Below are 17,752 nucleotides of genomic sequence, written 5' to 3' on the forward strand. Positions count from 1 at the left end.
GCATGTCTCCTGGGACATGTCGGCGACGACGACTTCGGCGAGGAGGTGCTGCGCGGGCCCTGGACGTCGGGGTCGACGTCTCGCCGGTGGTCAAGGTCGCGGGGCAGATGACGGCATTGTCGATGATCGTGCTGCGGGCCGACGGCGACAAGACGATCTTGCTGGCGGCCAACGCCAACGACGCGTGGGGCGAGGCCGACATCGAGGCGGCGGTGAAGGTCGTGGAGGCGGCCCCGGCGGGTTCGGTGCTGACGGTCGATCTCGAGGTCCCGGTCGCGGTGGTGCGCGCGGCGGTGCGCGCGGCTCAGGCCCGGGGGTTCAAGGTCTTGCTCGATCCATCGCCGGCCGAGCGCATGCAGGACGACCTCTACGCGATGGTCGACGTCATCACCCCCAACCCCGAGGAGACGCGCGGCCTGCTCGGCTTCGCCGTCGAGTCCGAGGCCGACGCAGTGAGGGCGGGCGAGCAGCTGGTCGCGCGCGGGGTCGGGGTCGCGTGCGTCAAGCTGACCGACGGCGGGGCCGCGCTGGTGAGCGCGGACCGGCGCGAGTTCGTGGCGCCGCTCGACGTCGAGGTCGTCGACAAGACGGGGGCGGGCGACGCGTTCGCGGGGGCGCTCGGGGTGGCGCTGCTCGAGCGGCAGGAGCTGCTGCAGGCGGTCAAGTTCGCGGCGGCGGCGTCGAGCCTGGCGTGTACGGTCTACGGGTCGCAGCAGTCCTACCCCGATCGCGGGCAGCTCGAGCGGGCGCGCGGCGGACGGGAGCGGGTGCGATGAGCCCGCACGACCGCGACGGGGCCCGGCTGGCGCCGTGGTCGGTCGTCTACGAGTCGTTCGACGAGGAGCACGAGGGGCAGCGCGAGGCCCTGTGCGCGCTCGGCAACGGCCACTTCGTCACCCGCGGCGCGGTCCCCTGGGCGGCCGCCGGCGGGCCGCATTATCCGGGCACGTACCGCGCCGGTCTCTACAATCACAAGACCAGCGTGGTCGACGGGCAATCGCTGCACCACGAGGGTCTCGTCAATCTCCCCAACTGGCTCCGCGTCGACATCGGCCTCGCCGAGGGCGAGTGGTTCTCGCTGGCGCGGGCGAAGGTGCACGAATATCGCCAGGAGCTCGATCTGCGCCAGGGGCTGCTCGTCCGTCGGGTCCGCTTCGAGATGGGCGGCCGGCGGGCGACGCTGACCGAGCGGCGGCTGGTCCACCTCGGGGAGACGCACCTGGCGGCGCAGCAGCTGCAGGTCGAGGTCGAAGGCGCGGGCGCGACGGTGCACCTGCGCTCCTGGCTCGACGGACAGGTGACGAACGCCAACGCCGACGAGTACCGCGGGGCCGACGGCGACCACCTCGAGCAGTTCGAGGTCGCGGCGCCGGGCGCGGGCCTGTTGACGCTGCGGGCGCGCACTTGCGGCTCGCGCCTCGAGTTCGCGCTGGCGACGCGCACGCGGGTGTTCGTCGAGGGCGGCGAGGTCGGGCCGCTGGAGGCGCGCATCGAGGGGGCCAAGGCGGTGGCGCTGCAGGCGGACGCCGAGCTGGAGACGGCAGGGCGCGTGACGCTCGAGAAGATCGCGGCGCTGTACGCCCGCCACGATCGCACCATCCGCGAGCCGCTCGAGGCGGCCAGCCTCGCGGTCGCGCGCGCCGACGACTTCGCGGCGCTGCTGCCGGCGCACACGCGCGCGTGGGCCGAGCTGTGGGACCGCTTCGACGTCGACGTCGAGGACGAGCAGGCGACGACGACGACCCTGCGCCTGCACCTGTTCCACATCCTGCAGACGGTCTCGCCGCGCACGATCGGCCTCGACGCCGGAATCCCCGGGCGCGGCTGGCACGGCGAGGGCTACCGCGGGCACGTGTTCTGGGACGAGCTGTTCGTGTTCCCGGTGCTCGCCTATCGCCTGCCCGAGCTGGCGCGCTCGCTGCTGCTGTATCGCTACCGCCGCCTGCCGGCCGCGCGCTGCTGCCCGCGAGGCCGGCCTGCGCGGGGCGATGTTCCCGTGGCGCAGCGCCAGCGACGGCCGCGAGGTCAGCGAGCCGCGGCGCAAGAACTCGCGCTCGGGCCGGTGGATCGCCGACAACAGCTATTTGCAGCGGCACATCGGCGCGGCCGTGGCCTACAACGTCTGGCATTATTACGAGATCACCGGCGACCGCGAATTCATGGTCGATCACGGCGCCGAGATGCTGGTGGAGATCGCTCGCTTCTGGGCCAGCGCGGCCGAGTTCGACCCGCAGCGGGAGCGCTTCGTCATCCGCGGGGTCGGCGGCCCCGACGAGTTCCACGACGCCTACCCCGACGCGCCCCGCCCGGGGCTCGACAACAACGCGTACACCAACGTCATGGCGGTGTGGACCTTGATGCGCGTCCGCCAGGCGCTGGAGCTGCTACCGGCGGGGGCGCGGCAGTCGCTGATCGAGAAGCTGGGGCTCGGCGCCGACGAGCGCGCGGCCTGGGAGGACATCGCCCGCCGCATGTTCGTGCCGTTCCACGGCGAGGGCCTCATCAGTCAGTTCGAGGGCTACGAGCGGCTGGCCGAGTTCGACTGGGACCTGTACCGCGCCCGCTACCACGACGACATCCACCGGCTCGACAACATCCTCGAGGCCGAGGGCGACACGGCCAATCGCTACAAGGTGTCGAAGCAGGCCGACGTGTTGATGCTGTTTTATCTGCTCGCGCCGGAGGATCTGCGGGCGATCTTCACCGGCCTGGGCTACGCGTGGGACGAGGGGATGCTGGCCCGCAACACCCGCTATTACTTGCAGCGGACGTCGCACGGGTCGACGCTGTCGCGGGTGGTGCACGCGTGGGTGCTGGCGCGCTGCGATCCGGCCCACTCGTGGCAGATGCTGCGCGAGGCGCTGGGCAGCGACCTCGGCGACATCCAGGGCGGGACGACCGCGGAGGGCGTGCACCTCGGGGCGATGGCCGGGACGATCGACATCTTCCAGCGCTGTTACACCGGGCTCGAGGCGCGCGAGGGGGCGCTGTGGCTGCGGCCGGCGCTGCCCGACGAGCTGAAGAGCGTGTCGTTCCGGCTGCGGCACCGCTGCGCGTGGCTGTGGCTGGCGGTGCGCAACGACTGCGTGACGGTGCGAGTCGACGACGACGCCGAGCACGCGGTGACGGTGCGGATCGACGGTCGCGCGGAGGCGGTCGCGCCGGGCGAGACGCGGACGTTCGCGGTCCCGCCGGCGCGCGAGCGCAGCGCGGGGGCGTGCGCGTGAAGCTGGCGTATCACTGCTCTCACGAGCAGTTCGCGCCGAGCGAGCATTCGCGGGATGGCGAACCGTCGCGGGCCGGCCGCGCCGAGCCGCACGAAGCGCGGAGGCATGGCATGAGCACTTGTCATTCGCGGGATGACGAACCGTCGCGGGGCGGAGCCGTGGTCTTGTCATTCGCGGGATGACGAACGGGTGTGGGCCGGCCTCGCCGATCAGGAGGGTGCGTCGTGCGACCTCGCCGTCTGCTCGCTGCGGCGTGTCGCCGCGGTCCCCAGCGCGGTCGTCGCCTCGCCCGGAGGCACGCGCTCGGCGGCGAGGGCTAGCGACTGTGCGCATGAGTCCGGCGCGCCGAGGACCCGGCGGCGGCGGCACGTGGGCCGGGAGCGAGCGATGGCGAGACGAGGCGTTGCCGGCAACGCCCGCTGGCACGCGGCGGGCGCTGGCGGAATCGGTGGGCTTGCGCATGGTTACGGGCGTGCAGATCCACGAGCGCTCGCGCCGTCGGTTCCTCGCGCTCGCGGGCGGCGGCTGGGTCACGGCCGCGCTCGCGTGCACGGCGGGCGGGCGAGCGCGCGGCGGCTCCGAGCTCGTCCAGGCGTTGCCGCCGGCGGTGTTCGTGCGCCACGGGGCGCACAACGCCGAGACGCGGCTCGAGAGCTTGCCGGTCGGCCGGCTCGTGACGCCGAACGATCACTTCTACGTGCGCAACCATGGGCCGACGCCGCGGCTGTCGCCGACCGACTGGCGGCTGGAGATCCGCGGCGACGCGGCCCTGCGGCCCGTCAGCTTGACGTACGAGCAATTGGTCGCGCTGCCGACGGTGACGATCACGCGGTACCTCGAGTGCGCGGGCAACGGCCGGGCATACTTCTCCGAGCTGCTGGGTGTCGCGGTCGAGGGCGACCCGTGGCGCGACGGCGCCTACGGGGTGGCGGCGTGGACCGGCGTGCCGCTGGCGACCTTGCTCGAGCTGGCGGGCCTGCGGGGCAGCGCCGCGTGGGTCATGCCGGTCGGCCTCGACGCCGAGACCTACGCGCGGCCGATGCCGCTGGCCAAGGCGATGACCGCCGACACGATCCTCGCCCATCGCATGAACGGCGAGGTGTTGCCGATGGACCACGGGTTCCCGGCGCGCGTGGTCGTCCCGGGGTGGATCGGGGCGGCGAGCGTGAAGTGGGTCGGCGCGCTCGAGGTCTCGGCGCGCGAGCCGGCGGTCGAGGCCAACACCGAGGAGTACGTGATGCTCGGGGCCGACTACCGGAGCCCGCCGCCGGTGTTGACGACGGCGGTGGTCAAGAGCGCCGTCTGTCTGCCGTGGCCCGCGGTGCTGCCCGCCGGGCGACGGACGATCCACGGCCTCGCTTGGTCGCCGTTCGGGAAGATCGCCAAAGTCGACATCAGCCTCGACGGCGGCCGCACCTTCACCCGCACGGCGCGCCTCATCGGCGACAACTTGCCGGTCGCCGGCACGTGGTGGCAGCTCGAGCTCGATGCGCCGCCGGGCGACGTCACGATCACGCCGCGCGCCGTCGACGAGCACGGACCCACGCAGCCGTCGCTGTCGCAGCAGCGGCCGAACGACAAGGGCTATCTGTTCGCGGCCCCGGTGCCGCACCCGATCCGCTTCGTGTAGCCGGACTGTCGCTGCTCGCGCTGGCGCCGTCGGGGTCGACGGGGTTTTTGTAGCTGCAAGCGCCGTGAAGGCAGCGAGCGCCGTGAAGGCAGCGAGCGCCATGTGGCTGCAAGCGCTGTGAAGGCAGCGAGCGCCGTGAAGGCGGCGAGCGCCGTGACGGCTGTAAGCGCCGTGATGCCTGGAGCATCGTGACGGGTGCAGGCGCCATGTGGCTGCAAGCGCCGTTGTAGTTGCAAGGGCCGGGATGGCCGCAAGCTTCGTGACAGCGGCAGGCTTCGTGATAGCAGCGAGCGCCGTGCGGGCCGCGAGCGATCGCGGGCGAGTTCGACGGGGGTGTCGCCGGATGCGGCAGGGTGCGCGGATCGCAATCACCGAACGGCGAGTCGTGAGTGGTGCTCCGAGCATTCGTCGGGGGCCCCGGATTGCGCCACAGAGCCCCCACGTGGGGGCCGGGGCCCCGGCAATGGCTTTCGCGCTTGACTCTCCGGACCCGTTCGCGATAGCGAGGGGATGAGCTAGGATTCGTGTGCCCACGCTGCGACGTACGATTCGACCGACTCGCACCTCACCATTGTGGTGGGGCGAGAATTGACGTCACTGGCACGTTCGACCCTGGCCGACCCGGGCGAATGAGGCCCGGCCCCGCGGCTCCGCGCCGCCATCGACCGATCCGCTCTCGACAAGGACGCTCGCCATGACGCATCACCCGCTTCCTCGGAAGATTGTTCTGTTCACGCCGCTCTCGCTGCTCGCGCTGGTCGCGGGCGCGTGCGACCCGGAGATCGATACCGACGCCGAGCTCGACACCGTCGACGTCGCCGCCGGCAAGGCCGACATCAGCGACGCCGGGCAGCCGACGGTCCTCAGCCACGAGGAGCTGTTCGCGGGCGTGGCCGACCCCCGCCGGCGCCGCCGAGCGACGAGGGGGCCAGCGACGAGTTCACGGCCGAGGTCGACGAGGACGGCGAGGCCATCTACGGCGGGACCACGGTGCCGGCGTGCGGCTGGGCCTCGACGGTCGAGCTCGGCGGCTCGTGCACCGGCACGCTGGTCCACCCGCAGGTGGTCATCTACGCCGCCCACTGCGGCGCGAGCTACAGCAAGATCTACTTCGGCGAGAAGTACACGACGCCGGCCAAGACGGTCACGCCGCAGTGGTGCAAGGTCTACCCCGGCGGCCAGCCCGGCAGCGGCAACGACTTCGCGGTGTGCAAGCTGTCGACGCCGGTCAACGACGTGCCGATCGTGCCGATCCTGATGGGCTGCGAGACGAGCAACCTGCAGGCCGGCAAGTCCGTCACGCTGGTCGGCTTCGGCAACGCCGACAACGGGCCCTACGGCGTCAAGCGGCAGGTGACGACCACGATCAACGGGTTCCAGGGCGACGAGATCTCGATCGGCGGCAACGGCAAGGACACCTGTCAGGGCGACTCGGGCGGCCCGGCGTTCATCAAGCTGGCCGATGGGACATGGCGCGTGTTCGGCATCACCTCGTACGGCGGGGCGTGCGGCAGCGGCGGCATGTACTCGATGATGCACAAGGGCATCAGCTGGTTCGAGCAGCAGACCGCGCTCGACCTGACCCCGTGCCACAACGCCGACGGCACGTGGAACCCGGGCGCCGGCTGCTACAACTTCCAGACCAACCCCGGCAGCGTGAACGACACGTGGACCGGCGGCTGCAACGCGGGCGCGCCCAGCGGCGCGTACAGCCAGACCTGCGGCGCGCCGTACCAGGGCGGGGGCGACCCGCCGCCGGTCGATCCGCCGCCGAGCGACGCGCCGTGCACGGGCTGCACCGAGTACGGCGGCACGCTCTCGGGCGCCGGCGACTCCGACCAGCACCCGAACGGCAGCTACTACCAGAGCACCACCTCGGGCGCGCACGAGGGCTACCTGGTCGGGCCGGCCGGCACCGACTTCGACCTCTACCTGTACAAGCACAACGGCACGAGCTGGGTGATGGTCGCCAAGGCCGAGACCGCGTCGACCAACGAGACCATCAAGTACAACGGCACCGCCGGCTACTACGCGTGGCTGGTCCAGTCGTACAGCGGCAGCGGGGCGTACAAGTTCTACAACAAGAAGCCGAACTGAGCGCGTCGTGGCTGTATCGCAGGACATGTCCTCGCGGACATGTCCTGCGATTGCTGCGGGCGGATCCGAGAGGGGCCCGGAGTGGGCCCGGCGCACCGGTCGGGGCGGGACCCCGCAGGCCGCTTACATGAGTTCGCCGGCCCTGCAAGCGGGCCGATCGGGGCCCGAGACCCGCAGTGGCTCTGGAGCGCCGTCAAGTGGGTCAGAAAACCTCGGTTGCAGTTGCATCGATCGGCTCCGCGCGCGTGAACTTCGTTCGCTGTCCGCGAGGGGGGAGGGTCAGGCCGCGGAGCGCGCTTTGCGAGGCGGGGCGGTTCTCGCTATCACGGGGCTGTGGCGGGAAACCTCCGAACGATGGCGGCGCGCACTCTCCGCATGACGCGGCGAGAGGTCAGCGCGCTGTTCCCCGGCGACCCCCGCACCCGCTACGACGACGCGATGCTCGGCTGGTCGCTGGCCTTCCACGCCAGCTACTTCGCGTTCGTCGCCGAGGTGCTGCCGGGCTGGCTGTTCGGCCCGCTCGGGGTGGTGCTGTTCCTGCGCTACTTCAACCGCTGGCACGAGGCGCTGCACTCCGACCAGCGCGGGGCGTCACGCTGGCACCCGGCGCGGGCGCTGCTGGTGGTGGTGTCGCCGGTCTACCTCGGCCGCGCGCAGCTCGAGGAGCTGCACGTGATGCACCACCGCGAGGAGGGCAGCGAGGCCGACCCCGACCGCGACATGATGGAGTGCGGCCCGCTGCGCTCGGCGCTGCTGTGCCTGGTCCAGCCGGAGCTGATGGCGTGGTGGTACCTGCGGCGCCGCGGCCTCGACCCGCGCCTGGCGCTGGAGATGTTCACGCACGCGGCGACGTGGTCGGCGCTGATGTGGCTCGGCGGGCTGCGGGGCTTTGTCGCCTACAACCTGGTGGTGCGGGTCGGCAACGCGCTGGCCTGGCTGGTGTTCGCGTGGCTGGTCCATCAGCCATGGCTCTACGGACATGTCGAGCCGCCCGAGTTCCCGCGCCCGCTGCGGTGGCTGTGGATCGCGCTGGTCGGCCGCGAGAACTACCTCGGGGTGCGCTTCCACTTCCTGCACCACCTGTTCACCGCGGTGCCGGACCGCCGGCTGCCGGCCCTGGCGCGACGCCTGCACCCGCCTACGGCTGAGAGCGCCCCCGAGGGGCCTGAGGCGAGTTCCTGGCGCAAGAGACAGGGATCGGCCTCCGAACCCGGGGTGGCGCGAGCGGCGCCGGGCGCCGAAGCGGCCGGGAGCGACGTGGGCTGGCGCAGCGACCGAGATCACACATGTTGGCGGCATGACGCGGCTCATCCTCGAGGCGATCGCGGAGGGCACGATCGCGGCCGCGGGCAACCGCGATCCGACCAGCATCGCGCTGGCGGTGAGCGCCGACGACGGGACGCCGATCACCGACGTCGACATCGCCGACATCCGGATCGACGCGATGATCGTCGGCGTGGGCGGGGTGCCGGTGCGGATCGCCGGCGTGACGCCAGGGCGTCTGCCCGGGACGTACATCGCGCAGGTCGTGCCGCTGCGGGAGGAGACCTGGAAACCCGGCGGACATGTGTTCGCCGTCGCAGTCGCCCACGGGGCGCGGCGCGGGCTCACGCTGACCCGCATCGTGCTGACCTGAAGTGCGCGGCGGCCCGCGGTCGATGTTCGCTTCGGCTGGCATTCCCGACTATGCTTGGGACCCGCCGATGACGGACTCCGGTGATATCTGGCAGCGCTACGACGCGAAGGTCCTGCACATCCAGCAGCTCGAGGCGCGGGTGGCGGAGCTCGAGGGAGCGGTCGCGGCCGGTCGACACGAGCGCGACCACTGGGCTCAGGTGTCGCGCCAGCTGAACAAGAAATTGCAGGTGGCCGCCGGGTTGGCGCAGCGCCTGCGTCAGGCGCAGCAGGAGCCGCAATCGCAGCCCGCTGCGCCGGCGGTCACGAGCCCCAGGCCACGCCGGGCGTGCAGGAAGAATTCGACCGCGCGCGCGAGGTGCTGGGCCTGGTGCTGTCGGCGTTGACGCGCGCCCTCGACGACGACGACGAGGCGGTCGCCGAGCTCGGCCGTCGCCTGCGCCACCACGCGGGCGGCAAGCTGCTCCACAGCATCACCCGCGGCTCGCTGACGCTGGTGCCGCTCGACGGGCGCTACCTGGTCGACCGCGCGTGGCTCGAGCGCCTCGACCTGGCGGCGCTGCGCGGCGAGCTCGACGTCGCGGCGCAGTCCGGCATCTACCCGCGCCCCGCGGGCTCGTCGATCGTGCACACCGAGCCGCCGATGCGCCGCCCGGACCTGCAGGCCCGCCTCGCCGAGCTGCACCCGACGCCGGTCACGCCTCCTCCCGCCCGGCGCCGATCGCCATCTCCGGCGAGCTCGAGATCGACCTCGAGCACGAGCACGAAGAGTACGACGCGTACACCGACCTGCCGCCGCCGCCGCCGATGCCCGCGACGCAGCTGACGATGCCGCCGCCGCCGCTGCTCGCGGCGCTGCCGGCCGACGACGCCCCGCCGCCGCCTCCCATCCCCGAGGTGCCGCGCCGCCTCGAGGACACCATGCGCGGGAAGATCCAGACCCCGGCGGCCCTGACCGAGGCGTTCATCCCGAACCTGCGGATCGGTCGCCTGGTCAAGACGCCCAACGGCGGGTGAGGGTCAGGCTCCGCTGCTCGACGGGAGCAGCCCGAGTTGGCCGAGCAGCTCCGCGAGCTTGGTGACCAGATACTTGAGCGAAGGCACCTGCTCGAGGAGTTGCATCCGCTGCTCTGGCAGGCCTTGGTAAGCGAGGTGCAGAAGGATCCCGTCCCGCTCCAGGGGGTTCGGCTTCCTGTCCAAGGGACGGCGCCCGAGCACGCTGGTGGCCGAATCCAGCACCGTCTCCAAGTTCCGCACGAGGAGGACCGCGTGCAGGTACGGGCCGGCCTTCATGGCTGCGCGAACCTGCATCTTGCACGCGGTCCTGGGCAGGCGGAGGTGGTCGCGGACTTTGTCGTCGACGACGGCGAGCACATGGGCATAGGCGTCGAGCAGGAGCGGCATGGCGCAGTCCGCTAACAACTTGCCGACCCCCTTGCGGGGCAAGCCATCGACATGGCGACTCAGCAGTTCGCGTTCGCACTGCGTCAGGTCTGCGACGCAGGCGAGCACGAGGACATGCGGTCCGAAGTTCTTGGGCTTGCTCGTGGCCAGCTTGTCTTCGTAAAGGACCGCGATCCGAGCGCTCACGTGGAGCCTCCTAACGGCGCGGGACCTTGAAGCGTGCCCATGCCTTCGCGCGCTCCTCATCACTCGTCGTGGGCCGGTCGTCCGGGCTGAGGATCGCAGGCAAGTACCCTTCGCTGCGAAGCTGGCCGACCCCGCGATACTGCGAGAGCCACTTTTGCAGGCCGTTCCGGTCGAGGTGGCGAAGCCGCGTTTGGCCATCTACGAGTTCGCAGACCTGAACCGAGCGCGTCGGATCGGAGAGCGCATCGAGAAGGACGTCCGAATGCGTGGCGATAACTACTGGATGACGCTCGGCCATGTCCTCGAAGAACTGAAGCACCCGCACGAGGAGCTCGGGGTGCATGTGCAGCTCAGGCTCGTCGAAGGCCAACAAGGACCGTCCGGGATTGAGGCGATAGAGGGCGATGAAGCACAAGAACGCGAGTTGCCCGTCCGAGAGCGCGAAGGCCGGCCAAAGTTCGTCCTGGCCGACGAGCTTGAGGGTCAGCGCGAGCGAGCCGCCGCTCGGATCGGCGCGGGTGTTCACGCTCTCGATGTGCCCACCGAGTCCGAGACGCACGAGATCCATGGTGGCCTCCCAGTGCTCACGGTCACGCTCGTTGCGGAGCGTGAAGAATGCGTTGGCGATGTTGCGACCGAACATCTCGAGCCGATCAGTCGGTTGAAGCACGACCGAGCCGCGCGCTGCGGAAGGACGCTGGTGGGCGCGAGACGCCCACATCGGTGTGACTTCGAAGGGCAGATGCACTTCGATCGAAGACAGGAGCTCTCGCATCAGCCCGATGGCGGGATGTGGTGAAAGCAGGCCACTGAGCTCTGTCAGCAACAGATCCGTCGAACTGCTCACCGGCACGTCCACGGACTCTGTGCCTTTCCAGACGCGTGCGCCCTTCTCGGTCGACTCGAAGACCCGGCGCGGTCCGCCCTTCCCTCGCTCGTTGACCTCGAACGCCTCGAAAACGCCAGGCTGCCCCCGTCGGTTCATGATCCGGAGAAAGTACATCGCCACCAGGGTCGAGGCGCCGGGGGGCGTCAACTCGGCAAAAACGATGAACTGAAGCCCGGGCGCCCCGCGGCGCAACAGGTTGGCGAAGCCGCCGTGGATCGAGAAGAACTCGGGCAAAAACTGTCCGCTCCCGATCCGCCTGCACAGTTCGAACGCCTCGATGAGCGAACTCTTACCGCTCCCGTTGTCTCCCACGAGGACGTTGAGACCGCTGAGATCCAGCTTGATGTCGGCGATCGAACGAAGGCCCTCGACGTGCAGCGCGCTCAGTCTCTGGCCGGGCATGAGGATACTCTACCATGTGGCGCCGGGTGCGTGAGTGGGCCGCCGAGGCGCCAGCGACGTGGGGCGGCACACCGATCGAGCGAGCGTCGCCCAGGCAGTGTCTGTCTCTAAGGCCATGTAATCCAACTGGCGTGGATGACGACGAAGGCCGCCGCGCGTCGCCGGTCGTCCGGGTGCTTCCCGGGCGGGCGCGGCTGCGCTAGCCTGCCGGCGATGTCCGACACGCTGCGCCTCGGGACCCTGCTCGCCGGCGAAGACGCCAGCTATCACGGCTGCGGGCCGGACACTGCGGTGACGCGGCTGGTCGTCGATTCGCGGCGGGTGGTCCCGGGCGCGGCGTTCGTGGCGGTGCCGGGGCTGGCGCACGACGGGCACGCGTTCGTGCCGGCGGCGCTGGCGGCGGGCGCGGCGCTGGCGATCGTCGAGCGCAGGCGGCTGGCCGGGCCGGGGCCCGAGCCGCGGGTCGAGCTGCCGGCGATCGCCGACGCCTTGCCGCGGCTGTGCGCGCGCCTGCGGCGAGCCGGGCGAGCACATGCGCCTGGCCGGAGTGACGGGGACGAACGGCAAGACGACGGTGACGTTCCTGGTGGCGGCGATGCTGGCGACCGCCGGGCGCAGGTACGCGCGGATCGGCACGACCGGCAACTGGGTCGGCGACCGCGAGGAGACGGCGGCCTTCACCACGCCGTTCCCGCTCGAGCTGCAGGAGCTGCTGGCGCGGGCGCGCGAGCGCGGGGCGACCGACGCGGTGATGGAGGTGTCGTCGCACGCGCTGGCGCAGGGCCGGGTGAGGCCGCTGCGCTACCACGCGGTCGGCCTGACGAGCTTCTCGCAGGACCACCTCGACTTCCACGCGACCATGGACGAGTACCTGGCCGCCAAGTGCCTGCTGCCGGCGGCGCACCTGAGGGCCGGCGGCGTGGTGGTGGCGGCGGTCGACGACCAGCCGGCGGCGCAGCGGTTCCTGGCGGCGGCGCGGTCCGGGTCCACGGTGTGGCGAGCGTCGCGCGGCGGGGCGCCGGGGGCGGAGATCGTCGCCTCTTCGGTCATGTCCGAAAGGACAGGTCTCAGGGCGCACGTCGACACGCCGGCCGGGCCGCTCGCGCTGCGCTCGCCGCTGGTCGGCGCGTTCAACCTCGACAACCTGCTGGTGGCGATCGGGCTGGGGCTGGGGCTGGGGCTGGAGCTGGAGGCGATCGGCGCGGCGCTGGCGAGCTGCCGCGGGGCGCCCGGCCGGCTCGAGCGGGTCACGGTGGCGGGCGTCGACGGGCCGGTGGTGCTGGTGGACTACGCGCACACGCCGGACGCGGTGGCGCGGGCGCTGCAAGCGGTGCGGCGGGCCTGCAGCGGGCGATTGTTCGTGGTGCTCGGCTGCGGGGGCGACCGCGACCCGAGCAAGCGCGCGCCGATGGGCGAGTTCGCGGCGACCCTGGCCGACCGCTTCTACGCCACCTCCGACAACCCGCGCACCGAGGACCCGGAGGCGATCGTCGCGCAGATGCTGGCCGGGGTGCCGCCGGCGCGCCGCGACCGGGTGGTGCCGCTGGTCGACCGCCGGACGGCGATCGCCCGCGCCGTCGCCGACGCGGACGCCGACGACGTGGTCGTGATCGCGGGCAAGGGCCACGAGGACTATCAAATCGTCGGGACCACCAAGCTGCACTTCGACGACCGCGAGGAGGCCGCCGCGGCGCTGCGCCTGCGCGCGTCGGCGGGTCGACTGCCGGTCCAGCGAGATGTCCGCGAGGACAGGTGAGCATCCGCCCGTGCCAGCGGCGTGACGGGGGCTGCGCCCGCGCCTGTCTCAAGAGCCAAGCGCGAGCCGACGCGGCCGCGGCGGGCAAATAGAGCGGGCCGTCCGGGGCCGCGGGCGAAGCGGGGGCCACGAGCCGCCGCGGCCGTTGCGACCCACCCCACGCGCAGGGTCGGCGGTGTCCGTGGTTGTGATCACCTCGACTCGTCCGCTGCCGGAGGCGAGGTCAGAGTTAGGTGCGAGGAATGGAGCGAGCGATGCGTACATTGATTGTGACGATGACCACGCTGGCGCTGGTCGGTGCGCTGGCGTCGACCCTCGCGGCGGCGAGCGAGGGCGCCGGCGCGGGCCCGCGGGTGACGGACCTCGAGGTGTTCCGCGACGGCCTCACCTTCGTCGCGTCCGGCAGCTTCGCCACCGGTGACATCGGCCCGGCGCCGGTGCTGGTGCGCGCTCGCGGGCTCGTGAGCGGGTCCTGCGTCGAGCCGCAGGCGCGGACGACCCAGCCGTTCGCCCTGCCGATGGTCCTCAAGGGCGCCGCGGTGACGCGCAAGGCCGGGCGCGAGGCCACCTTCTTCGTCCGCACCAGCCCGCCCGAGGTCGCGGCCGCCGAGGTCTGCCCGGGCCCCGAGTGGCGGGTGTCGCCCACCGACATCGAGTTCACCGCGGTCAAGCTGCAGGTCGGCCGCCCCGGCACGCGCGTGCTGTGCCAGTTCCCCGCGGTCGACGGCCGCATCGACGACCCCGGCTGCCAGATCGACTCGTGAGCGGCGACATGACCCGAGGGACAGGTCTCTCGCGCATGGGCCGGCGCCGCTCGGCGCGACCCGGCCTACCGGTCCCGGCGTGGCGGCGAGCCGGGGTCGTGGACATAGCCATAGGGACATGCATCGTTAGCCATGTCCAAAGGGACATGGCTAAAAGAACATTCGGAGGCGGCGCGGCCCGGCGATCTGCTCGGCTCCCGCGCCGCGACCCGGCCTACCGGTCCCGGCGCGGCGGTGAGCCGCGGGTCGGCGACATGGCCATCGGGACATGTATCGGGCGCCATGTCGTCTTGGACATGGCCGCAAGACCAGGCCGAGCCGGATCAGCCGCCGATCACGGTGACGGTGCGGACCTCGACCACGGCCTCGGCGCCGACGAACTCGCCGGCGTCGAACACGGTGCGGCTGGAGCGGGTGGCCGAGGCGCGCAGCGCGGTGCCAGGGCCGCCGTCGAGGCCGAGCGCGTGCAGCTCGTCGAGGTCGGCGACGAACGAGCCGTCGTCGCGGGCGACGCAGGTGAGCTCCTCGCCGACCGGCTCGCCGCCGATGAGGCTGACGAGGCGCAGGATCAGCGGCTCGCGGCCGTCGGGGCGCCACTCGAGGCGGAGCTCGTCGTGGTCGCGGTCGATCGCGCCGGACAGCGCGGCCGGCTCGGGCAGGCGCGGGCGCAGGGTGAAGCCCGGCAGCTCGTCGCCCTCGCCGTCGACGCGGATGACCAGCTCGGACGGGGCCGGCTCGCCCGGCGGCCAGGCGCCGGCGGGCAGGCTGTCGCCCAGGTAGGTGTAGGTCACGCCGGAGATCGTCGGCACCAGGTCGGGCAGCAGCGCCAGCGGCACGTCGATCGCGGCGTCGCCGAGGCCGAGGCTGAGGTTGCCGGCGTCGAGCAGGATCAGCTCGCGCGCGCCGCTGCTGTCCTTCGAGACAGTGTCCTTGGAGACAGGTTCGTCGGCGGCCAGGAGCTGGTCGCTGGGGACACAGTGGCCGGCCCGCAGGCGCTCGGCCGGCGGGCGCGGCAGGTCGAGGCGGGTGCGCGCGGCGGCCTCGTCGTAGCCGCGGTACTGGGCGAACACCGCCGCGACCTCGAGCGCCGGTTCGTCGCCGCCGAACTCGCCCGGCGGCTGGACGACCACGCGGATCTGGGCGAGGCGCGAGGCCGCGGCCGGCTCGCCCGACTCCTGCGGCAGAAGGCCCAGCTCGCCCGGCTCGTCGACGCCGCTGCACGCCGCGATCGCGGCGGCGAGCAGGAGGCCCAGAGCGGCGGGCCGGCGACAGGCGACGGGGCGGTCGGTCACGGATCCAGAATTACCGCGGCCCGGCGGCCAAGTCACGGAAGCGGGGCAACGCGGCGATAGCGACCCTTGTGGTAGGCTGGCGCACCCGCATGGACCCCGAAGCGGCTGTGGCGCTCGCACGCGCGGTTCTCGTCGATCTGGCCGCTGGCGAGGCCCGGGCGATCTCGGCGGCGCTCCAGCCGGTCCTGGCGAGCCTTCGGGCCCTGCCGGACCCGCGTGCGGAGGGTGCGCCGGACGCCCGCCAGCGCGCAGAGCAGGTCCTGCGCGCGGACGTCCCGGGCCCGGCGCTGGCGCAGTCGCAGGCGCTCGCCGGGGTGCCGTCGACCACCCCCGACGGCCTGGTGCGGGTGGCCGCGTTCGCGGCGGCCGAGGTGTCGTCGCTGTCACGCGAGGGCGGCGGGTCGTGACCGCGGACCGCGCGCGGATCGTCGCACTCACCGCCGGTGAGCTCGCCGACGCCGTGCGGGCCGGGACGATCGCCGCGGTCGAGGTGGCCCGCGCCTACCTCGACCAGGTCGAGGACACCGCCGGCCGCCTCGGGGCCTACGTGCGCACGACGCCGGCGCTGGCGCTGGCCGAGGCCGCTGCGGTCGACGCGGCGCGGGCGCGCGGCGAGCCGCTCGGCCCGCTGGCGGGGGTGCCGTATGGCCTGAAGGACAGCCTGGTGACCGCCGGGGTCGTGACGGCCGCGGGCTCGCGGATCCTCGCCGGCTGGGTCCCGCCCTACGACGGCGCCCAGGTCCGACGCATGCGCGCGGCCGGGGCGGTGCTGCTCGGCAAGCTGGCGCTCGACGAGTTCGGCATGGGCGCGCACGGGGACCTGTGTGTGGATGTCCCGGAGGACAGGCGAGGCGTGGTTGGTGGGGCGCACCGCGGAGGGGACATGTGGCATGTTCCAAGGGACATGTCCCAAGATGCATCCTCCGCGCGGAGCGAGGAGCCGGGAGCGCGACGACCGGGGCAGGGCGCCGCAGCGGGCGTATGGCCTTCTGGACACGTCGCTGAGGGCTCGTCGAACGGAGCCGCGGGACGGGGGCTGGATCCTCGCGGTCACTGGCCTTCGGGGCATGCCCCTGGTGACTCGTCGCGCGGGGCCGCGGGACGGGGGCTGGATCCCCGCAGTCACTGGCCTTCGGGACATGCCCCTGGTGACTCGGCGAACGGGGCCGCGGGACCGGGGCGGGATCCTCGCAGCCCCTGGCCTTCGGGACATGTCCATGGGGACCCTGCGCGCGGGGCCGCGGGGCGCGGCTGGACGGGTCCTCGCAACCCCTGGTCTTCGGGACATGTCCCCGGGGGCTCGTCGAGCGGGGCGGCTGCGGCGGTCGCGGGGCGGGCGGCGGCGGTGGCCGTCGGCAGCGACACGGGCGGATCGATCCGCGTGCCGGCGGCCCGCTGCGGGCTCGTCGGCCTGCGCCCGACCTGGGGCCGGGTGTCGCGGGCCGGCCTGGTCGCGTTCGCCTCGAGCCTCGACACGGTCGGCCCGCTGGCGCGCACCGTCGACGACGCGGCGCGTGTCCTCGCCTGTCTCGCCGGACATGACCCCGAGGACAGCACGTCGCTGCGCGCGCCGGTGCCGGACTACGCGACCATGGCGGCGCGCGGGCGGAGCGACGGGCTGCGCGGGGTGACGATCGGGGTCGACCGCGCCGGCCTCACGGGCGTCGAGCCGGCGGTGGCGGAGGCGTTCGCGGCGGCGCTGGCGACCCTGGCGGGAGCCGGGGCGGCGATCGTCGAGGTGGCGCTGCCGGACCCGGCGCAGGCGCTGACGGCTTACGCGGCGCTGTCGGCGGTCGAGGCGGTCAGCAACCTGGCGCGCTACGACGGGGTGCGCTTCGGTTTATGTGTCCCGAAGGACAGCTTCGCCGCGACCGCGGCCGCGACCCGGGGCGCCGGCTTCGGGCTCGAGGTCAAGCGCCGGCTGGTGCTCGGGGCGTGGCTGCAGGCGCATCCGGACCTGCAGGCGCGGGCGCGGGCGGCCCGGGCGACGGCGACGGCGGGGCTGGCGGCGGCGCTCGGAGGTTGTGACGCGTTGGCCAGCCCGACCTGCGCGGAGGCCGGCGTGCCCATTTTTTTAGAAGATGTCCCGGAGGACAGGCAGGTCGCGGCCCGGACGGCGGCCGACCTCGCCGTCGATCGCTTCACGGTGGCCGCCAGTCTGGCCGGGCTGCCGGCGCTGTCGCTGCCGTGCGGCCTGACCGCGGGCGCGCCGGCGCTGCCGATCGGGCTCCACCTCGTGGGCCGGCGGCTCGCGGAGGGGCAGCTGCTGGCGATCGCGGCGGCCTTCGAGGCGGCGACGCCGTGGCGCGCGCTTGCTCGCGGGCCCGGAGGGTGCGTGATGCGGTGCGAGAGGTCGGCGGCGATGCGACGCGGGAGGTCGCAGATGTTCGCGGGCCCGGAGGTTGCGTGATGCGGTGCGAGAGGTCGGCGGCGATGCGACGTGGTGGGTCGCAGATGTTCGCGGTCGGGG

General features: G+C 72.7%; 15 protein-coding genes and 2 pseudogenes. 14 read left to right on the forward strand and 3 right to left on the reverse strand.

Annotated elements, in window-relative coordinates:
• The first annotated feature begins 2 nt into the window (after nucleotides 1-2).
• From OV079_RS48525 to OV079_RS48570, 9 genes and pseudogenes are all read left to right on the forward strand, one after another.
• Nucleotides 3-776 carry a PfkB family carbohydrate kinase gene (locus OV079_RS48525; RefSeq protein WP_267777035.1) on the forward strand — a complete coding sequence of 258 codons (774 nt, stop codon included), beginning with the start codon at nucleotides 3-5 and terminating at the stop codon, nucleotides 774-776.
• A pseudogene (locus OV079_RS59895) lies at nucleotides 773-2,879 on the forward strand (glycoside hydrolase family 65 protein); the annotation flags it as partial. The gene OV079_RS48525 and the pseudogene OV079_RS59895, both read left to right, overlap by 4 nt.
• Nucleotides 2,880-2,924: 45 nt before the next feature.
• A complete protein-coding gene (locus OV079_RS48540) occupies nucleotides 2,925-3,227 on the forward strand; it encodes a glycosyl hydrolase family 65 domain-containing protein (RefSeq protein ID WP_267778822.1) in 303 nt (100 codons plus the stop codon).
• A 472-nt stretch (nucleotides 3,228-3,699) separates the two neighbouring features.
• Nucleotides 3,700-4,857, forward strand: coding sequence for a sulfite oxidase (locus OV079_RS48545; RefSeq protein WP_267777037.1), 1,158 nt, complete (start codon nucleotides 3,700-3,702; stop codon nucleotides 4,855-4,857).
• Nucleotides 4,858-5,847: 990 nt separating this feature from the next.
• Nucleotides 5,848-6,954 carry a S1 family peptidase gene (locus OV079_RS48550; protein WP_267777040.1) on the forward strand — a complete coding sequence of 369 codons (1,107 nt, stop codon included), beginning with the start codon at nucleotides 5,848-5,850 and terminating at the stop codon, nucleotides 6,952-6,954.
• Between the two features lie 375 nt (nucleotides 6,955-7,329).
• A complete protein-coding gene (locus tag OV079_RS48555; protein WP_267777041.1) occupies nucleotides 7,330-8,661 on the forward strand; it encodes a fatty acid desaturase in 1,332 nt (443 codons plus the stop codon).
• A complete protein-coding gene (locus tag OV079_RS48560) occupies nucleotides 8,658-8,975 on the forward strand; it encodes a hypothetical protein (protein WP_267777042.1) in 318 nt (105 codons plus the stop codon). The genes OV079_RS48555 and OV079_RS48560 overlap by 4 nt, the downstream gene beginning before the upstream one ends.
• Nucleotides 8,918-9,415 (forward strand): hypothetical protein, encoded by a 498-nt coding sequence (locus OV079_RS48565; RefSeq protein WP_267777044.1) that lies wholly within the window; start codon nucleotides 8,918-8,920, stop codon nucleotides 9,413-9,415. Before OV079_RS48560 ends, OV079_RS48565 begins: the two co-directional genes overlap by 58 nt.
• Nucleotides 9,397-9,606, forward strand: coding sequence for a hypothetical protein (locus OV079_RS48570; protein WP_267777046.1), 210 nt, complete (start codon nucleotides 9,397-9,399; stop codon nucleotides 9,604-9,606). Before OV079_RS48565 ends, OV079_RS48570 begins: the two co-directional genes overlap by 19 nt.
• A gap of 3 nt (nucleotides 9,607-9,609) precedes the next feature.
• Here OV079_RS48570 and OV079_RS48575 read toward each other — a convergent pair whose 3' ends face one another.
• Complete coding sequence (locus OV079_RS48575) at nucleotides 9,610-10,179, reverse strand: hypothetical protein (RefSeq protein WP_267777049.1); 570 nt, start codon at nucleotides 10,177-10,179, stop codon at nucleotides 9,610-9,612.
• A 10-nt stretch (nucleotides 10,180-10,189) separates the two neighbouring features.
• A complete protein-coding gene (locus OV079_RS48580) occupies nucleotides 10,190-11,470 on the reverse strand; it encodes an AAA family ATPase (protein WP_267777051.1) in 1,281 nt (426 codons plus the stop codon).
• 135 nt (nucleotides 11,471-11,605) lie between these two features.
• Between OV079_RS48580 and OV079_RS59900 the strand changes: the two are divergent.
• The 3 genes and pseudogenes from OV079_RS59900 to OV079_RS48590 form a co-directional block, all read left to right on the forward strand.
• A pseudogene (locus tag OV079_RS59900) lies at nucleotides 11,606-11,893 on the forward strand (Mur ligase domain-containing protein); the annotation flags it as partial.
• Nucleotides 11,781-13,226, forward strand: coding sequence for a UDP-N-acetylmuramoyl-L-alanyl-D-glutamate--2,6-diaminopimelate ligase (locus tag OV079_RS48585; RefSeq protein WP_267778823.1), 1,446 nt, complete (start codon nucleotides 11,781-11,783; stop codon nucleotides 13,224-13,226). The pseudogene OV079_RS59900 and the gene OV079_RS48585, both read left to right, overlap by 113 nt.
• 254 nt (nucleotides 13,227-13,480) lie before the next feature.
• A complete protein-coding gene (locus OV079_RS48590; RefSeq protein ID WP_267777053.1) occupies nucleotides 13,481-13,990 on the forward strand; it encodes a hypothetical protein in 510 nt (169 codons plus the stop codon).
• 323 nt (nucleotides 13,991-14,313) lie between these two features.
• On the opposite strand, the gene OV079_RS48595 is transcribed toward OV079_RS48590, so the two are convergent.
• Nucleotides 14,314-15,282, reverse strand: coding sequence for a hypothetical protein (locus OV079_RS48595; RefSeq protein ID WP_267777056.1), 969 nt, complete (start codon nucleotides 15,280-15,282; stop codon nucleotides 14,314-14,316).
• Nucleotides 15,283-15,371: 89 nt separating this feature from the next.
• Between OV079_RS48595 and OV079_RS48600 the strand changes: the two genes are divergently transcribed.
• Nucleotides 15,372-15,689, forward strand: a complete 318-nt coding sequence (locus tag OV079_RS48600; protein WP_267777063.1) for a hypothetical protein — start codon at nucleotides 15,372-15,374, stop codon at nucleotides 15,687-15,689.
• On the forward strand, nucleotides 15,686-17,692 hold the full coding sequence (locus OV079_RS48605; protein ID WP_338089019.1) for an amidase: 2,007 nt from the start codon (nucleotides 15,686-15,688) through the stop codon (nucleotides 17,690-17,692). The genes OV079_RS48600 and OV079_RS48605 overlap by 4 nt, the downstream gene beginning before the upstream one ends.
• The last annotated feature ends 60 nt before the right edge of the window (nucleotides 17,693-17,752 follow it).

Source organism: Nannocystis pusilla (assembly GCF_026626665.1).
Classification (GTDB): Bacteria; Myxococcota_A; Polyangia; order Nannocystales; family Nannocystaceae; genus Nannocystis; species Nannocystis pusilla.